Genomic DNA, 18,555 nt, shown 5'->3' with positions numbered 1-18,555 from the left:
ATACCAACAATTTTAACCATGTAAACCCAGAACAAGCCCTGGCAACGAAAGCGCTGGTTCAGCGCTGTCTTGCCACGGGATATCTCAGGCAGGCAAAAGCTGGGGCTGCTTGACTTTGACGGAGAGGTTTTTCCCCTTGCGTGCCCGTTTGCCCAGGTATTCATCCAGGAAATCCGGGCCCAGGGTTTCGACCACATCGCGATTGCGATATACGCCTTTGGCCAAAATACCATTGGGTCCCACAGCCACCCATTGAGCCAGCATATCACCCGCATCCAGTCCCATCAGTATGGTACCCCGACCACCGCCAGACAGTCGTTTCAGCTCGGAGAGGGCCACCACCAGGAAACGCCCTTTTCTGGTCAGCATGGCCAGGTGCTGATCGGTATCGCGTAAACGCAAAGGCTTGATCAGCATGTCGCCATCGTCCAGCGTCATGAACTGCTTGCCGGCACGCTGGCGCGTCGTCAAGTCTTTCAGGGTAGTGATGAATCCATAGCCCGACTGCGTACCCAGCACGTAACGATGCTGCGCGTTCCCGGCAATCATATGCGTAATACGGCTGCCAGACTCAATTTCTATCATGGACGTCACCGGTTGCCCGTCTCCTCGCGCAGAAGGCAGGCTCGATACGGCAACGGTATAAACACGGCCTGTGTTGGAGAATGCAACCAGCTCTTCTGTGCTCAGACACTCGATCGCATCGTACAAGCCATCGCCAGCCTTGAAATTGAATTGACTGGCGTCGTGGCCATGCCCCTGACGGCTGCGTAGCCAGCCTTTCTGAGAAATAATAACCGTGACGGGTTCTTCGACAACCCGATTTTCAAGTATTGCGCGCTCGGCAGCCTCGATCAGGGTGCGCCGGTCGTCACCATACTGTTTGGCGTCTGCTTCAATTTCCTTGATCATCAGGCGCTTGAATGTGCCAGGGTTGTCCAGCAAGTCACGTAGCGTGGCCTGCTCGTCACGCTGCGAGGCCAGTTCTTTCTCTATCTTGAACCCCTCTAGACGAGCCAGTTGACGCAAGCGCATTTCCAGGATGTCTTCAGCCTGTCGTTCACTTAAGTCAAAGCGCTGCATCAGGGCTGCACGCGGCTCATCCGACTCGCGTATGGTCTGAATGACCTCGTCCACATTCAGGTAGACGACCATGCGGCCTTCCAGCACATGGATACGGTCGGTAACCTTATCCAGGCGGTACTGGGTACGGCGTGTCATGGTGTGGGCACGGAAACCCAGCCATTCGGTCAACACCTGCCGCAAGGAGCGCTGGCCTGGCCGCCCATCGGTGCCTATGCACACCAGATTGATCGAAACACTGCCTTCCATGCTGGTTTGCGCCAACAGCATATTGACGAACTCATCGCGGTCTATGCGGCTCGTTTTAGGCTCAAACACCAGGCGCACGGCGGCATCTTTGCCTGACTCATCGCGTACTGCGTCGAGGAGCCCCAGCATCAGGGCTTTGGTTTGCTGCTGCTCGGGAGTGAGGCTCTTCTTGCCGGTCTTGACCTTGGGGTTGGTTCGATCCTCGATTTCTTCGAGCACTTTTTGAGCAGAAGTGCCCGGAGGCAACTCATTGACCACCAGTTGCCACTGTCCGCGTGCCAGTTCTTCGAACTGCCAGCGCGCCCTGGCCTTGATGGCTCCCCTGCCACTATCGTAGATATGCGCGATATCGGCTGCCGACGTGATGATCTGACCACCACCAGCGAAGTCGGGGCCAGGCACCAGTGTGTACAGTTCTTCGTCCGGCAGCTTGGGGTTACGTATCATGGCTACGCAGGCCCGAGCTACCTCACGCAGATTGTGGGATGGAATTTCGGTTGCCATACCCACCGCAATACCTGATGCCCCATTCAGCAACATCACTGGCAGGCGCGCCGGCAGCAGCACGGGTTCTTTCTGGCTACCGTCATAATTGGGAACGAAGTCGACAGTGCCTTCGTCCAGCTCATCCAGCAAGACTCGGGCAAATGGGGTCAGGCGTGCTTCGGTATAACGCATGGCGGCGGCATTATCGCCATCGCGCGAGCCGAAGTTGCCTTGGCCGTCGACCAAAGGGTAGCGCAGCACGAAGTCCTGTGCCATACGCACCATGGCATCGTACGCCGCTTGGTCGCCATGCGGATGATATTTGCCCAACACATCACCCACCACACGGGCAGACTTGACGGGTTTTGCACTTGGTCCCAGGCCCATGGCCTGCATGGCATAGAGAATGCGTCGCTGCACGGGCTTTTGTCCGTCAGCCACGTCCGGCAGAGCCCGCCCGCGCACTACGGAAACTGCGTAATCCAGATAAGCTTGCTCGGCATAATGTGCCAGAGCGATGTCGTCACCACCCTGTTCGCCATCGAACAGACCTGCTTGTGTACTATCCATCTTGTATCTCGGTATGTGTTAAGACCGGCTGCACGACTAAACGTCGATCTCGGCCAGATTGCCTTTTTCTTCGAGCCAGACGCGGCGCTGAGCAGACTCGCCCTTGCCCATCAGCATATCGAACATTGCGGTGGTGCCGGACGTGCCCAGCTCGCCGCAAGTAACCGGCATCAGGCGTCGTGTATCGGGATTCATGGTGGTATCCCAAAGCTGTTCAGCGCTCATTTCGCCCAGCCCCTTGAAGCGGCTGATGCTCCATGATCCCTCGCGCACGCCTTCCTTGCGCAGCTTGTCCTGGACGATATCCAGCTCGGCTTGATCGAGGCAATACACCTTGCGGGCCGGCCGTTTACCGGCGGCGGGTACATCGACACGGAACAAGGGCGGCCGTGCAATATATACATGGCCTGCATCGATCAGCTTGGGAAAATGTCTGAAGAATAAAGTAAGCAGCAAAACCTGGATATGTGAACCGTCGACGTCAGCGTCCGACAGGATGCAAATGTGGCCGTAGCGCAGACCGGACAAATCGGGCGTGTCGTTCGGCCCGTGTGGATCGACCCCGATAGCCACGGCTATATCGTGAATTTCGTTATTGGCGAACAACCTGTCGCGATCGACTTCCCAGGAATTCAGCACCTTGCCGCGCAGAGGAAGAATCGCCTGGAACTCTTTGCTACGACCCATTTTTGCCGACCCGCCAGCCGAGTCACCCTCGACCAGGAACAGCTCGGTACGCGAGACATCATCAGACTCACAGTCAGTTAGTTTGCCGGGAAGGACCGCCACACCTGAACTCTTGCGCTTTTCAACTTTCTTGGCCGAGCGGGCCCGGGCTTGCGCCTGCCGGATTGCGGCGTCAGCCAACTTCTTGCCGTATTCGACATTGGCATTCAGCCAAAGGTCGAGCGCGTTCTTGACGAAACCGCCCACCAGCCGGACGGCGTCCCGGCTATTGAGTTTTTCTTTGATCTGACCCTGAAACTGCGGATCGAGCACTTTGGCCGACAGTACAAAGCTGGCCCGGGCGAAGACGTCTTCGGCAAGCAGCTTGACACCTTTGGGAATAAGGCTATGCAGTTCGGCAAAGGACTTGACGGCATTGAACAAACCATCGCGCAAGCCCGCCTCGTGGGTACCGCCGGCAGTCGTGGCAATCAGATTGACGTAGGACTCGCGCACCACCTGGCCCTCGAGCGTCCAGGCGATCACCCACTGTGCCCCCTCGCCTTCAGCGTAAGACTCGTCGTCGTCGGCAGCATACTGCTTGCCTTCAAGTAAAGGAATGATTTTTTCGGTATCGCCCAAGGCCTCTTCGAGGTAACCACGCAAGCCCTCCTGGTATTGCCATTCGCGCATCTCGCCCGTTTTTTCTATGGTCAGCGTCACTTTAACGCCGCTCAACAGCACCGCCTTGCTGCGCAGGGCATGGGCCAGCTCAGCGATAGGCAGCGTCGCCGTATCGAAATACTTTGGATCGGGCCAGACGCGAATGCGCGTCCCGGTTTTTTTCCGGCTGACGGGTTCGAGTTCTTGCAGGGGGGTGTGCACAGCAGCGTCAGCAAAGATCAGCTGGTGCGTGGCGCCATCGCGCCAGACCAGTACCTCGAGCCGGGTGGACAAGGCGTTGGTAACAGAGACCCCCACTCCGTGCAGTCCGCCCGAAAAAGCGTAAGCGCCCGCAGATTTCTTGTCGAACTTGCCGCCAGCATGTAGCCGCGTGAACACCAATTCGACCACAGGAGCCTTTTCCTCGGGATGCAGGCCTACCGGGATACCGCGCCCGTTGTCTTCAACCGACACACTGCCGTCAGTGTGCAAAGTCACTTTGATAGTGGTGCAGAACCCCGCCAGCGCCTCGTCGGCCGCGTTGTCGATGACCTCTTGCACAATATGCAGGGGATTGTCGGTACGGGTGTACATGCCGGGTCGTTGCTTGACGGGTTCGAGCCCCTTCAATACCCGGATGGATCCTTCGTCATAGCGTGGAATAGCCAAAATATCGTCTCGAAATTACGGAAAAGAATGCGGTATTTTACGGAAAGCTCGGCGCTTCCCAAGCGAAGGGTCGGTAAATACTGCTATTACCCATCGTGTGCGCGCCTTCGCCTACAGTGGTATGCTTAACAAAATCCAGAAATAAAAAACACAAGCGCAACACAGAATACACTGTGCTGCGGGCTTGCCTTCCCTTATAGCCTTCAAACCATCCTCTTTTTTCTTTTACCATGAGCGAATCCATCAAACACGTGAGCGATGCCTCATTTGAGGCTGACGTCATCAACTCCGACGTCCCTGTACTAGTCGACTATTGGGCTGCCTGGTGTGGCCCCTGCAAAATGATTGCACCCTTGCTCGACGAAGCGGCCAAGCAATACGAAGGCCGTGTTATTATTGCCAAAGTCGACGTCGACGCAAACCCCGACACAGCCGCCAAGTTCGGCGTTCGTGGCATCCCAACGCTTATGCTGTTCAAAGACGGCAAGGCAGCGGCAACCAAAGTCGGCGCACTGTCAAAATCCCAACTGACTGCATTCCTGGACGAATCCTTGTAATTCCGTTTCTAGCTTTTGCGCGCGAGCCTTTCCTGGCTCGCCATACTGGCAAACCCTCTCTCTTCTCACATGCACCTCACCGAATTAAAAACACAGCACGTTTCCAAGCTGCTCGAAATGGCCGCCGAACTGGAAATCGACAACGCCAGCCGTCTACGCAAACAGGAACTGATGTTTGCCATCATGAAACGACGGGCCAAACAGGGCGAGCAGATCTTCGGTGATGGTGTGCTTGAAGTATTGCCTGACGGCTTCGGGTTCCTGCGTTCACCTGAAACCTCGTATCTGGCCAGCCCTGACGATATTTACATCTCGCCGTCCCAGATCCGTCGATTCAATCTGCACACAGGTGACTCCATAGAAGGCGAAGTCCGCACGCCCAAAGATGGCGAGCGCTATTTTGCCCTGGTCAAGGTCGACAAAGTCAATGGCATGCAGCCCGAGACCATCAAACATCGCATTATGTTTGATAACCTCACGCCGCTGCACCCAGACGAAGTCATGACGCTCGAGCGCAACATCAAGAGCGAAGAAAACATCACGGGCCGCATACTGGATATCTTTGCACCTTTTGGCAAAGGCCAGCGCGCCCTTATCGTGGCCAGTCCCAAGTCGGGCAAAACGGTCATGATGCAGCATATTGCACATGCCATCAGCACCAACTACCCCGACGCCGTCATGATCGTCATGCTGGTCGACGAACGTCCGGAAGAAGTCACTGAAATGCAACGCACCGTGCGTGGTGAGGTTGTGGCATCCACTTTCGACGAGCCAGCAACACGCCACGTCCAGGTCGCAGAAATGGTCATCGAAAAGGCCAAACGACTGGTTGAGCTTAAAAAAGACGTCGTCATTCTGCTCGACTCCATCACCCGTCTGGCACGGGCTTACAATACCGTCGTACCGGCTTCCGGCAAGGTGCTTACCGGCGGTGTCGACGCCAATGCACTGCAGCGGCCCAAGCGCTTTTTTGGCGCGGCTCGCAACGTCGAAGAAGGCGGCTCGCTGACCATCATCGGTACGGCACTGGTAGAAACCGGCAGCCGCATGGATGAGGTCATCTACGAAGAATTCAAAGGCACAGGTAACTCCGAGGTCCACCTCGAGCGGCGCCTGGCCGAAAAGCGTGTTTATCCGGCCATCAACCTGAATAAATCAGGCACACGCCGTGAGGAACTGCTCATCAAGCCTGAGCTTCTACAAAAAGTTTGGGTACTTCGAAAGTTCATACACGACATGGACGAAATCGAAGCAATGGAGTTCATCCTGGACAAAATTCGTGCAACCAAAACAAACTCCGAATTTTTTGACATGATGAAAAAATAAGCGGCAAGCCACACCTGTAAGCCTCTCTAACGAGAGGCTTACTTGTCTGTCATATCACCCCGCGGGATGGTAGCTGCCCAGACCTGAATCACTATTTTCAATACTCACTGAGCCTTGCTTACTCAGTACCTACAACAGAGCATACTTGATGACACTACCTACTCTTGACCAGTTTCTTGACCAAATCAAGGCCCGCGACCCGCATCAACCCGAATTCATGCAGGCCGTGAAAGAAGTCATGAACAGTTTGTGGCCCTTCATCGAGCAAAATCCCAAATACGCCGAGCAAGGGCTGCTGGAACGTCTGGTCGAGCCTGAGCGTGCCATCCAGTTTCGCATCTCTTGGGTCGATGACCAGGGCAAGGTACGAACCAACCGCGGTTTCCGCATCCAACACAGTTCCGCCATCGGCCCATTCAAGGGCGGCATGCGCTTCCACTCCTCAGTCAACCTGTCCATCCTCAAGTTCCTGGCCTTTGAGCAGACCTTCAAGAATGCGTTGACGACACTGCCTATGGGCGGCGGCAAAGGCGGTTCCGATTTCGACCCCAAAGGCAAATCCGATGCAGAAGTGATGCGTTTCTGCCAGGCATTGATTATCGAACTCTATCGTCACCTGGGTCCGGACACCGACGTACCGGCAGGCGATATCGGCGTGGGTGCTCGCGAAGTCGGCTTCATGGCCGGCATGATGAAGAAACTCTCGAACTCGTCAGCCAGTGTCTTTACAGGTAAAGGGTTAAGCTTTGGCGGCAGCCTGATACGCCCGGAAGCTACCGGTTACGGTACCGTATATTTTGCAGAAGAAATGCTCAAGCAGGCCCGCCAGTCTCTTGAAGGCTATACCGTGTCGGTATCGGGCTCGGGCAACGTAGCCCAGTACGCCATCCAGAAGTGCATGCAATTGGGTGCCAAGGTCATTACCGTGTCGGATTCTCATGGTGTCGTCATCGACAAAGCTGGCTTCAGCCCCGAGAAACTCGAAGCGCTTATACACATCAAGAACGAGCAGCGCGGCCGGGTCGAAGACTACGCCAAGCAATTCAATCTGGTTTACGAAGCAGGCAAACGCCCCTGGCATGTACCGGTCGATGTCGCCCTGCCTTGCGCCACCCAGAACGAACTTGAGCTGGAAGACGCCAAAGCCCTGATTAAAAATGGCGTACGCTGTGTAGCCGAAGGCGCCAACATGCCCACCAGCCTTGACGCTGTCGAAACCTTCCTGCATGCCGGCATCCTGTATGCGCCCGGCAAAGCCAGTAATGCAGGCGGTGTGGCAGTGTCAGGCCTGGAAATGAGCCAGAACGCACAAAGGCTGCACTGGACCCGTGAGCAGGTCGACAACAAGCTGCACGCCATCATGCGTGATATTCACGAAAACTGCGTTTTGCACGGTGGCATGCCGGGTGGCAAGGTCAACTATGTGAATGGAGCCAATATTGCCGGCTTCGTCAAGGTCGCTGATGCCATGCTGCAGCAAGGCGTCTACTAAGCCAGACCAGGTACCGACCCCCAACATCATGGCGAGCCAAATGCTCGCCATGATGTTGTTGGGCTTATTCGAGTCTTGATGACCCAGCTCAGTGCTCGATCACCGGCTCTGGCTGCTCCGGGGTCGCTGGCCTGGCACCGGCGTCAGGCTCAGGCCCCTCCAGCTCCTTGATTTTCGGATCATCCCACTTACCGCTTATTTGATACTGGACCGTCATGGCCTTGGCCAGGGGCACCTGCAGCAACCATTGGGTAAGAAATGCACCCACGCCTACAATGGGGTTGATGGCGATACCGGCCGCCACCGCCGCACCACTGATATCCAGACTTGGAATGACTACGGCCTGCAAGTCCAGCAGCTCGTTGACCAGGTCGATGTTTCCGCCTATCACTATGGTGCCAACCGGCCCGATAACCCGATAGTCACTGGTGCTCATCAGGCCATTGTTGATACTGACAGTGCCGCGCAGATCGTCGTAAGGAAAGCCTTCCCGGGTTAGCCCGGCGGGGTTGAAGTCCAGGCGGGCCAGACGTTTGACTGATTGCAATGACAAAAGCTCGAGCAGGCGTGCCGAGTACGAATTCAGTGAGCTGAAGCGCCCTTTGCGTAAACTGAACTCGATCTGGCCATTCAAGTCAGCCCTGCTGAAATGCCAAGGCATGTTGTGCCATTCAAGCTTGCCTTTAACCGTACCCTCGCCTGCTTTCATTACATCCTTTTGGCCGATTTGATCCAGATATTCGCCCAGATTTGTAATCTGGACTTCAGCATCCAGTGTCAAACCACGGTTGGGTCCCTGCAGGCGCCAGAGGCCAGACCCCGATAACTCGGCTGATGGACTCTTGAGTCTCAAGCTTTCGAGTTTCCATAAGTCGCCGCGAGCCTGATTGACCCCCACCAAAGACAGTTCTCCGACATCGCGCCCATACAGACGGAATTTCCTGACATGTAGATTGACCCCCGGAATATCCAGCTCGTCATCGATTTGAAATTCGTCTGCTGACTGATGAGATGACTCACCCTCTTGTTCGCTCCCTAAAGACAAGCGGTCAAAATTGGCATCGATGCGTCCCGCCACGCGGCCGTTGGCTTCGTGCCAGAACAAGGTTCCGGCTGTTTGAGACGAACTGATATCGGCGCGCCACTGCTGTGGCTCCGGGCGGTGCGCCGCAAAGGTGAATGTATCCAGCATAACGCCCTTGACCAGTACCTTGTCGGCCTGCAGCCGCAAGGTTTGAATGGCGGGCAGTAAGGGCTGACTACGCGCTTTGTCGGCGCCTGGCAGGGTATTGGAAAACTCATTGACGAGATCGGTCCAGGCGTCTATGTCGACGACGGGATAGCTCAGATCGAGCGCAAAGCCAGACTTGGGCAGTACAGCTTTCTTGTTCACCCCTAGTGCAGCCGCATGAAAGTAAGCACCGTCTCTTGCATTATCGCGATGCAGCAACTTTGCCTGCAGTTCTGTACCCAACGCAAGACCCAGGGCCATGCTCTTGCCATCACCATGACGCTGCCAGCTGATCCGCAGAGGCAAGCGTTTGCTGGTAGTCTTCTTAAGGGGTGGCGGAAAATCCATGGCCAGGCCGACCAGATCTGACTCGATATCAAGCACGAAAGCCCTGTCTTTACCTTTACCCTGGTGCAGGCCTGCCCGATAGACCATATGCCCCGTCAATCGCTTCAAGCCTTCCAGGCCAGTATATTCGCGTATCGCACTTGCCTGCGCCGTGCCCTGAAGCCGCAAACCCTTGAGCGCTCCACCCACTCCTCCACTTATGGCTACGGGCCCACCGAGGAATTCGCTTTTAAGGTCCGACGTGCTGAAACCAGTATCGCTAAACTCCAGCGTGCCCGTCACCTTGCTGAAAACAGGCATTTCAGGTGTCAGGCGCAAATCCCCTTCAGAAAAATGAATGGCACCCTTTACCGTAGTGTCGCGACTATGCATCAACGGGATCGTCAGGGCCAGCGGTACTGACCACACACCTGTTGCGCGTGTCTCGTTGAATTGCTCGTCCAGCATGCCGCCCAATGGAGTATGCGTCATCAAGGCAAGATAAGTGTTGCCGTCAGCCTGGGTCTGGCCTGTGATGCTGAGTACGGAATTCTTTTCCAGATTGGGTATCCGTGCCTGAACATCATGCAGCTGTATCGACTGCTGCGGCGTTGGCCACATGACAGCCTGATCGGCCGATAGACGCAAGTCTGCGCGATCCAGTGACACCTTGCCCTGCATATCAACCAGGCGCGGCCAACCTGGCGATTTCTTATTGGCCGGCAGATAGTCAATAATGGCACCTGAATACTGGCCAGCTATGTTGAAAACGCCTTCATCAGCCGTATCGTTAAAGGGGAAGTCGTCAAGATCTCCCCGCAAAACAAGGCTGGCATCGTTGACCTGTCCAGCCAGCAGGCCGCGCTCCATCCATTCTCGCGCATCCGGATTGACGCTGGCGGGCAGATAATGCTTTATGGCCGGGATGGCGAGCCGCGTTATGCTGCCCTGCAGATCGATAAAGCCGCTTGTATCGACACCATGCTGCCGCCAGTGACCTTGCAGTCTGGCTGCCATATCGGGGCCGGACAGGTCCAACTGAGACGCATCCACGCGCCAACCAGTATCAGGGCGCTGCACAGCGCCGCGTGACACCAGGTGCTCGAGCCTTATGGCTCGCTCAAAGGTATTAGGTGCCTGTATTTCCAGTTTTTGCGCCAGCAAGCGGTACGCCACCCCCTGGAGCGTAGCCCCCTCTTTGGCAGGGCTTTGGGGCGCAGCGTCATACTGATTCAGCAGCCGTGTGTAATCGCGCCATGGCCCAGACATGAACAATCGCACGGCCTGCGCCTTGACCCCATAGCGTGTCGACTCCCAGTACCCATCCATGACGGTCACGTCCGAGGTCAACGACTCTATGTCGCCGGACTGGAACTTGAGCCAGCTACGCACTGATAACCGCCCTGATTTCAGACTGCGAGGCATATCGATCCACGGCGCCCAGCCCAAAGGCTGCATGTTCTCGACATGCGCGTATAGCTGCCCCCTGCCCTCGTTCAGGTCCAAGGGCTCGGATTCATTGGTGGGGGTATGCAGGAATTCTCCCCGCAAATCCAGTGTTTTTCCCAGAGCTTCAGGTATATCAGCCTGCAACATGAATCGGTGATCGTCATGGCGGTTGCTCAAACGCAACGCGACACGTTTGAGCACCAGAGGCGGTGCGTTCCGTGTCTCGTCTATCCAGCGCAATGTGGCTGAGCGCAACATGATATCGCGTTGCCCGAGCAGCCAGTCGGCGGCTGTTCCGGTATCTTCCGACGAAGGCCTGGGCCCACCCAGGCTGAAAGAGCGGCCCATGACCCAGACCTGGTCATCGAGGCCTCTACGCAGAGTCAGGTCTAGCCCACTGGCTTCGAGCATAACCAGTTGCAGATCGCCGCCAAGGAGACTGCGCCAGCTGATCGTTGCCTGGATTTCAGGAACCGCCAACAAGCTGCGCCCTTGCTCATCCTGAAGCTTGACATCCAGCGCCTGAAGCTTGGGATTAGGCCCCTTCCAATCGACGGCAATGGCGCCCAGACTGACATCACTATTGAGGGCTACGGACAAATGCCTTTCGATCTGCGGCCGCCATTCGTTGATGTTGGGGAACACCCAATAGCGCGCCCCCAGAAACAGCAGGCCCAGGACAAAGTACGCAATCAGCGCTATTTTTCCGACCAGCTTGAAAATGAGAGTAGAAAATTGAAGCACAGATTGAGCCAGGGCCTGTAATATTTACGGTATCGTGGGATTGGAGCTGTTTGGCGGTCAAGCTGCAGCTGTTTTCCGCTTTTTTCCTATTTTTGCATGCCTTATGTCTGAAGCCATTATATTAGCGCCCGCCCTGCAATGGTCAGGATCACTTCGCCGCAAACTGATGGCCAACACCGCATTTGAACAATGGTTGATCAATGCGGCCGGTCAGGCCCTGAATCGTAAAACTATCCTCCAATGGTTTTACGACCTGAAAGGCGACGACACCGACCGTGCGCTGCCAGTGACAGACATCCGGCGCGTATTGCGCCAGTTACGTGAACGCGTATTTTTTACAGCAATGGTACGCGACCTGAATCAGACCGCATCGGTCCAGGAAGTAGTCGGCGCCATGTCGGTGCTGGCCGACCTTGCCGTAACCGAGGCGTACAAAAGTGTCGCCACCAGCCTGGCCGAGCTGCACGGCATACCGATCGATCCCAATACCGGCAAGCCGCAAGAGCTGCTGATTGTAGGAATGGGTAAGCTGGGCGGCAAGGAACTGAATGTATCGTCCGATATCGACTTGATCATGATTTATGGCGAAGAAGGCGAAACGGATGGGCGCCGCAAGATCAGTCACCACGAATTCTATGGCCGGGTCACACAGCGCATGATGCCTGTACTGTCAGAAATCGACGCCGACGGTCACGTATTCCGTACAGACCTGCGCTTGCGCCCCGATGGAGACTCAGGCCCATTAGCCTGGAGCCTCGACGCCCTTGAAAACTATCTGGTCACCCAGGGGCGCGAATGGGAACGCTACGCCTGGCTTAAAGGCCGAGTCATACGTTGCCAGGCTTTTGCAGGCAGCGATCCTCGTAGCCAAATTGAGCAGCTGGAATCCTTGCGTATTCCATTCGTATACCGTAAATATTTTGATTTCGACGCACTGGCGGCCTTGCGCGGCCTGCGCGAGCGCATACGCCTGGACTGGCAAAAGCGCGCGCTCGCTCGTACTGGCATAGACACCGTGCACAACATCAAGCTCGGGGACGGTGGCATACGCGAAATAGAGTTCGTTGTACAGCTGAGCCAGCTCATACGCGGCGGACGCATGCCTTCACTGCAGCAACGCGGGCTGCTCTCGGCCTTGCACAAGCAAGACAAGGCTGGCCTGATTGCCACCGATGTCGCCGAGCAGCTGGCATCGGCCTATTGTTTTCTGCGGCGTGTCGAACATATGCTGCAATATCGCGAAGATGAGCAAACTCATCTGCTGCCGCGCGACCCCAAAATATGCGCCGACCTGGCGCAAGCAATGGGCATGGCACAAGCCGATTTTGACGCGCAATTAACCTCGCTACGCGCCTTTGTATCCCAGACATTCCGCAATGCATTCAGAATCGCTGGCATGGGTAATGATGATAGCGACGATGATACGCCATCACCGCAGGCCGATACGCCTTGCGCCGACCTGAACGATCACATCCAGCAACGCGTAGGCGAGCAGGCACAGGCCGTCTCAAAACGAGTCGAAGCCTTCCTGGACAGTCATCGTATTCGAAGCTTGTCGGGTACCAGCCGCAAGCGTGTGGAAGCCCTGCTGCCTGCCATCGTCAACATGGCGGCCCAAACCGAAACGCCCGAAACAACGGCAGTCAGGCTGCTGGCATTGGTCGAACATATTGCCCAGCGCAGTGCCTATCTGGCCTTGCTGGCCGAATACCCCGAAACGCTGGCACGTGTCACGCGTATCATCAGTGCCAGCCCGTGGGCCTCTGAGTTCCTGAGCCGCTACCCCCTTTTGCTTGATAGCCTGATCGAATGGCATTCGCTGCTGGCACCGCCCGACTTTGAGCAACTGGCGCAGCAATTGCGCGACGACCTGGACGCCTGCGTACTGACAGATGGGCAGCCCGACGTCGAACAGCAAATGAACCTCATGCGCGACACCCAGCATCAGGTCACCTTTCAGTTGCTGGCCCAGGATCTGGAAGGCGTGCTGACTGTCGAGCAATTAGGCGATCGTCTCTCGGCGCTGGCCGACATGATGCTGACTGAAACCATCCATCGCGTATGGCCTTTGGTTCAACCACGTGGCGAGCGCAGCAACCTTGCTCCGCCTCGATTCGCCATCATTGCTTACGGCCGGCTCGGTGGCAAAGAATTAGGCTATGCCTCCGACCTCGACTTGGTATTCCTTTACGATGACCCCACCGACGAGGCCAGCGAACTCTATGCCAAGCTCGGACGGCGGATGGCCTCGTGGCTGTCCACCATGACCTCTTCAGGGCGGCTGTACGAAATCGACCTGAGGTTGCGTCCCGACGGCGACGCCGGCCTGCTGGCCGTCTCGGTCGAAGCCTTTTCCCAGTATCAAACCCAGCATGCCTGGGCCTGGGAACATCAAGCCATCACACGGGCGCGTTTTGCAGCAGGAGACCCCGAAATCGGCCAGCGTTTCGAAGATATCCGCCAGCAAGTGCTTCTTCTGCCGCGCGACAGTCAGGCTTTCAAGAATGAAGTGCGTAATATGCGCCAGAAAATCAGCGCCGGCCATCCCAACCGCACGCCGGATTTCGACCTGAAGCACGACCGGGGCGGCATGGTAGACGTCGAGTTTGTCACCCAATACCTGGTATTGTGCTTTGGCCGACAGCATCCGGCCCTGCTGGACAATCTGGGCAACATCACATTATTGCGTCTGGCTGCCGAATCGGGCTTGATTCCAGCCGATCTGGCATCGAAGTCCGGAGATGCCTACCGGACGTTCAGAAAACGCCAGCATGCCCTGCGTCTGCAGGGTGCCGAGAAGGCTCGCGTACCCAGCGAACAGCTGGTTGCAGAACGCAAGACTGTACAGGCACTTTGGAATACCGTCATAGCAGACTAAAATAGCTTTATCTACGACTAGTACACTAGGCGCTAGTCATCTTGACAGCGCCTTTCTGCCATGACCACTGTTCAACGCCCCAAACTCGTTCTGCCCGATAACCGAAAAAAGGTGCTGCTGCACTCCTGCTGCGCGCCCTGTTCCGGCGAAGTCATGGAAGCCATCACGGCATCGGGTATTGATTACGCCATTTATTTTTACAACCCCAATATTCACCCCGATCGCGAGTACGAGATTCGCAAGAATGAAAACATCCGGTTTGCCGAGCAAAACGGCATTGAGTTCATCGACGCCGATTACGATCGCGACAATTGGTTTGAACGCGTCAAGGGCCTCGAAAACGAGCCCGAGCGGGGCCATCGCTGCACGGTATGTTTCGATATGCGTTTCGAACGCACCGCCCTGTACGCTCACGAACACGGCTACGATACGATCAGCAGCTCGCTGGGTATTTCACGCTGGAAAGACATGAACCAGATCAACGGCTGTGGCGAACGTGCTGCTGCCCGTTATCCCGGAATGCTCTACTGGACGTACAACTGGCGCAAAGGCGGCGGATCGGCCCGCATGATAGAAATCAGCAAGCGCGAAGAGTTCTACCAGCAGGAGTACTGCGGCTGCGTGTATTCACTGCGTGACACCAACCGCCACCGACGCGAGCAAGGCCGGGAGCGGATCAAGATCGGCATCAAGTTCTACGGAAAGGACGAACTCACGCTGAATCCTCCTCCCAAGAGCTGATCGAACGAAAGCCGCCCCAATTGGGCGGCTTTTTACATGACTCTCCAGTCACTACCACGCTGTACATGGCTGTCGGCATGAATCAGGCTGAGCCCTGTTATTCACTGCAGCTTAAGAAGCCTGTTGCCGGGGTGTAGGGTGGGGCTGGCGTTCAGGCGTGCGCCGCGTGCTACGGAAGGGAGGCTGGGGGAAGTCGTCGGGCGCTGTTTGAGCGAGCGTAGCGAGTGAGTTCGCCCGACGCCCGGCTGGACGACGTAGACGCGGAAAAAAGCACGCCGTGCCTGCACCGCCCTACACCCCGGCAACAGGCTAAGTGCACCAGATAACAGGGTTCAGCCTGATTCAGGCAAGCTTTTTAACCCGGACCAAACAATTCGGCCGGCCCTGCATAAGCAGAGACCGGCCAAATATGCGGCTTACTGCAAAGTCCGCTCGAACACGAACTCGTCATCGTGCCAATCCACCGGCACCACATCCTTAGGCCCGAACTTGCCTTCCAGAATCAGGCGGGCAATCGGGTTCTCAATGTGCTGCTGGATGGCCCTTTTCAGGGGACGCGCACCAAAGACCGGATCGAAGCCAGTACGGGCCAGCTGCGCCAGTGCTGCATCTGAGACCTCAAGCCGCATCTCCTTCTCGGCCATGCGTTGCCCCAGACGTTGCAATTGAATCCGGGCGATGGACTCAATATGTTTTGCTTCCAGGCCATGGAACACCACAACTTCGTCTATCCGGTTCAGAAACTCAGGCCGGAAAGACTGCTTGAGCTCATCCCAAATAACTTCTTTCACAACCTCGTAGGGCTGCCCAGCCATACTCTGGATATGCTGCGAACCCAGATTGGACGTCATGATGATCACCGTATTGCGAAAATCTACTGTACGGCCCTGGCCATCGGTCAGCCGGCCATCATCCAGCACCTGCAACAATACGTTGAAGACATCAGGGTGGGCCTTCTCGATTTCGTCCAACAACACCACGCTATAGGGCTTGCGCCTGACCGCCTCGGTCAGGTAACCGCCCTCTTCATAGCCCACATAGCCCGGAGGCGCACCTATCAGTCGTGCGACCGAATGCTTCTCCATGAACTCGCTCATGTCTATGCGTATCATGTGCTCTTCGGAGTCAAACAGAAAATTCGCCAAGGCTTTGGTCAGCTCGGTCTTGCCCACCCCGGTAGGCCCCAGGAACAGGAAAGAGCCATAGGGCCGTGATGGATCGGACAAACCCGCCCGCGAGCGACGTATGGCATCGGACACCAAAGTAACCGCCTCGTTCTGGCCTACAACACGCTGATGCAGGAAATCTTCCATTTTCAGCAGCTTGTCACGCTCACCCTGCATCATCTTGGCCACGGGTATACCGGTGGCGCGCGACACGACCTCGGCAATCTCTTCCGCACCTACTTGCGTTCGCAACAAACGCGGACGCTCCGCGTCGTCATCCTTCTGCTGGCTGGCTTCAGCCGACTGCAAGCGGCTTTCCAGTTCGGGGAGCTTGCCATACTGCAGTTCGGCAAGCTTATCGAACTGGCCTTTACGTTGCAGCTCGGCCATCTCGGCACGAACCCGTTCGATTTCCTCTTTGATGACCTGTGAACCCTGTACTGCGGCCTTTTCCGACTTCCACACCTCTTCGTAGTCGTTGTACTCACGCTGCAATTTGACCAATTCATCTTCGATGGCCTTGAGCCTGCGCTGTGATCCCTCGTCAGTGTCCTTGTTGACCGCCTCACGCTCGATTTTCAGTTGAATGATGCGGCGATCCAGCTTGTCCATGACTTCGGGTTTGGAGTCGATCTCCATGCGTATGCGGGCAGCAGCCTCATCGATCAGGTCGATGGCCTTGTCAGGCAGGAAACGGTCGGTAATGTAACGATTGGACAGCTCGGCAGCGGCCACAATGGCCGGGTCGGTAATCGCCACACCGTGGTGCAACTCATAGCGTTCTTGCAGGCCACGCAATATGGCAATGGTCGACTCAACATCGGGCTCATTGATCAGCACCTTCTGGAAGCGCCGCTCCAGTGCGGCGTCTTTCTCGATGTACTTGCGGTATTCGTCCAGCGTCGTGGCGCCTATGCAGTGCAATTCACCCCTGGACAGCGCAGGTTTGAGCATATTGCCGGCGTCCATCGCGCCCTCGGCCTTGCCTGCACCCACCATGGTGTGCAGCTCGTCGATGAAGACAATGGTGCGCCCATCGTCCTGTGACAATTCCTTCAGGACAGCTTTAAGACGTTCTTCAAATTCACCGCGATACTTGGCACCAGCCAGCAAGGCCGCCATATCCAGCGACAATACCCGCTTGCCCTTAAGGGTTTCGGGCACTTCATTGTTCACGATGCGTTGCGCCAACCCTTCCACAATGGCGGTCTTGCCCACACCCGGCTCACCGATCAGTACCGGGTTGTTCTTGGTGCGGCGCTGCAATATCTGTATGGAGCGGCGAATTTCATCATCGCGCCCAATAACCGGGTCAAGCTTACCCAAACGGGCGCGCTCAGTCAGGTCGGTGGTGTACTTGGTCAGGGCCTCCCGATTCGACTCACCGTCGGAGTCGGACACGGATTCTCCGCCACGCACCGCCTCAATGGCGGTTTCCAGGGCCTTGCGCTGCAAGCCTGCTTCACGCATCAAACGGCCGGCCTCGCCTTTGTCGTCGGCCAGCACCAGAAGAAACAGCTCGCTGGCGATATAGGCGTCGCCACGGTTGGACGCTTCTTTATCTGTACGCGCCAATACAGACTGCAGGTCGCGACTGACTTGTATATTGCCTTCGGCGCCCTGCACTCGCGGCAAGCCTTCTATGAGGGCATCGACCCCGGTTGCCAGACGCTTGACCGCAGCACCCGCCCGTGCCAACAGACTGGCGGCACCGCTGTCGGTGTCGGCCAGCAACGCAGACAGTACGTGGAGGGGTTCTATGTATTGATTGTCGTGTTTTACAGCCAGACTTTGCGCATCGGCAATGGCCTGCTGAAACTTCGTTGTGAGTTTATCGAATCGCATAATCTTTTCACTGAAATAAAGGAAGGGCACGTGCCCGAATAGTGAATATGTGTGGCCAAAATGAAAAATTTCAAGGGTCACAGGGACTTACACTAGCGTCGACACACCGTTTACACTACAGTTTTATCGATTTCCGGCCACCTGTTCTATAAGGAGATAGCCATGCGTGGTGTAATAAAAAAATGGGGTAATAGCGCAGCAATCCGTTTACCCTCCTCCATGCTCAAATCGCTCAAGCTTAGCGCCGACGACATCGTGGATTTACGACTCGAACGCGGCACGATAGTCATCCAGCCTGTACGCTCCGAAGAATATCTGCTCGCGCAGCTATTGAGCGGCATCAAACCCAAGAACCTGCATCCCGAAATTGATTTTGGTGCGGCCAGCGACTAACACGTGTCAATACAAGGGAG

At 56.3% G+C, this 18,555-nt stretch carries 10 protein-coding genes; 6 read left to right on the top strand and 4 right to left on the bottom strand.

What is annotated here, in order from left to right; genetic code table 11:
• Positions 1-84: 84 nt before the first annotated feature.
• Positions 85-2,388, bottom strand: coding sequence for a DNA topoisomerase IV subunit A (parC, locus tag ERD84_RS09195; protein ID WP_130039324.1), 2,304 nt, complete (start codon positions 2,386-2,388; stop codon positions 85-87).
• A gap of 36 nt (positions 2,389-2,424) precedes the next feature.
• Positions 2,425-4,386, bottom strand: a complete 1,962-nt coding sequence (locus tag ERD84_RS09190; protein ID WP_130039323.1) for a DNA topoisomerase IV subunit B — start codon at positions 4,384-4,386, stop codon at positions 2,425-2,427.
• Positions 4,387-4,616: 230 nt separating this feature from the next.
• Here ERD84_RS09190 and trxA point away from each other — a divergent pair, with 230 nt between their 5' ends.
• The 3 genes from trxA (at position 4,617) to gdhA (ending at position 7,761) form a co-directional block, all read left to right on the top strand.
• Positions 4,617-4,943, top strand: a complete 327-nt coding sequence (gene trxA, locus ERD84_RS09185; RefSeq protein WP_130039322.1) for a thioredoxin TrxA — start codon at positions 4,617-4,619, stop codon at positions 4,941-4,943.
• Positions 4,944-5,012: 69 nt separating this feature from the next.
• Positions 5,013-6,269 (top strand): transcription termination factor Rho, encoded by a 1,257-nt coding sequence (rho, locus tag ERD84_RS09180; protein WP_130039321.1) that lies wholly within the window; start codon positions 5,013-5,015, stop codon positions 6,267-6,269.
• 148 nt (positions 6,270-6,417) lie between these two features.
• A complete protein-coding gene (gdhA, locus tag ERD84_RS09175) occupies positions 6,418-7,761 on the top strand; it encodes an NADP-specific glutamate dehydrogenase (protein ID WP_130039320.1) in 1,344 nt (447 codons plus the stop codon).
• 88 nt (positions 7,762-7,849) lie between these two features.
• Here gdhA and ERD84_RS09170 read toward each other — a convergent pair whose 3' ends face one another.
• Complete coding sequence (locus ERD84_RS09170; RefSeq protein ID WP_130039319.1) at positions 7,850-11,512, bottom strand: YhdP family protein; 3,663 nt, start codon at positions 11,510-11,512, stop codon at positions 7,850-7,852.
• A 103-nt stretch (positions 11,513-11,615) separates the two neighbouring features.
• On the opposite strand from ERD84_RS09170, the gene glnE reads away from it, so the two are divergent.
• On the top strand, positions 11,616-14,390 hold the full coding sequence (glnE, locus tag ERD84_RS09165) for a bifunctional [glutamate--ammonia ligase]-adenylyl-L-tyrosine phosphorylase/[glutamate--ammonia-ligase] adenylyltransferase (RefSeq protein ID WP_130039318.1): 2,775 nt from the start codon (positions 11,616-11,618) through the stop codon (positions 14,388-14,390).
• A gap of 60 nt (positions 14,391-14,450) precedes the next feature.
• On the top strand, positions 14,451-15,131 hold the full coding sequence (locus tag ERD84_RS09160; RefSeq protein WP_130039317.1) for an epoxyqueuosine reductase QueH: 681 nt from the start codon (positions 14,451-14,453) through the stop codon (positions 15,129-15,131).
• A gap of 416 nt (positions 15,132-15,547) precedes the next feature.
• On the opposite strand, the gene clpB is transcribed toward ERD84_RS09160, so the two are convergent.
• Positions 15,548-18,142, bottom strand: coding sequence for an ATP-dependent chaperone ClpB (gene clpB / locus ERD84_RS09155; RefSeq protein WP_130039316.1), 2,595 nt, complete (start codon positions 18,140-18,142; stop codon positions 15,548-15,550).
• Between the two features lie 162 nt (positions 18,143-18,304).
• Between clpB and ERD84_RS09150 the strand changes: the two genes are divergently transcribed.
• Entirely contained in the window at positions 18,305-18,535 is a 231-nt protein-coding gene (locus ERD84_RS09150; RefSeq protein ID WP_130039315.1) for an AbrB/MazE/SpoVT family DNA-binding domain-containing protein, read from the top strand.
• The last annotated feature ends 20 nt before the right edge of the window (positions 18,536-18,555 follow it).

The organism is Pollutimonas harenae (genome assembly GCF_004153685.1).
Taxonomy (GTDB): Bacteria; Pseudomonadota; Gammaproteobacteria; order Burkholderiales; family Burkholderiaceae_B; genus Pusillimonas_C; species Pusillimonas_C harenae.
This window is presented reverse-complemented; position numbering and strand designations above follow the sequence as displayed.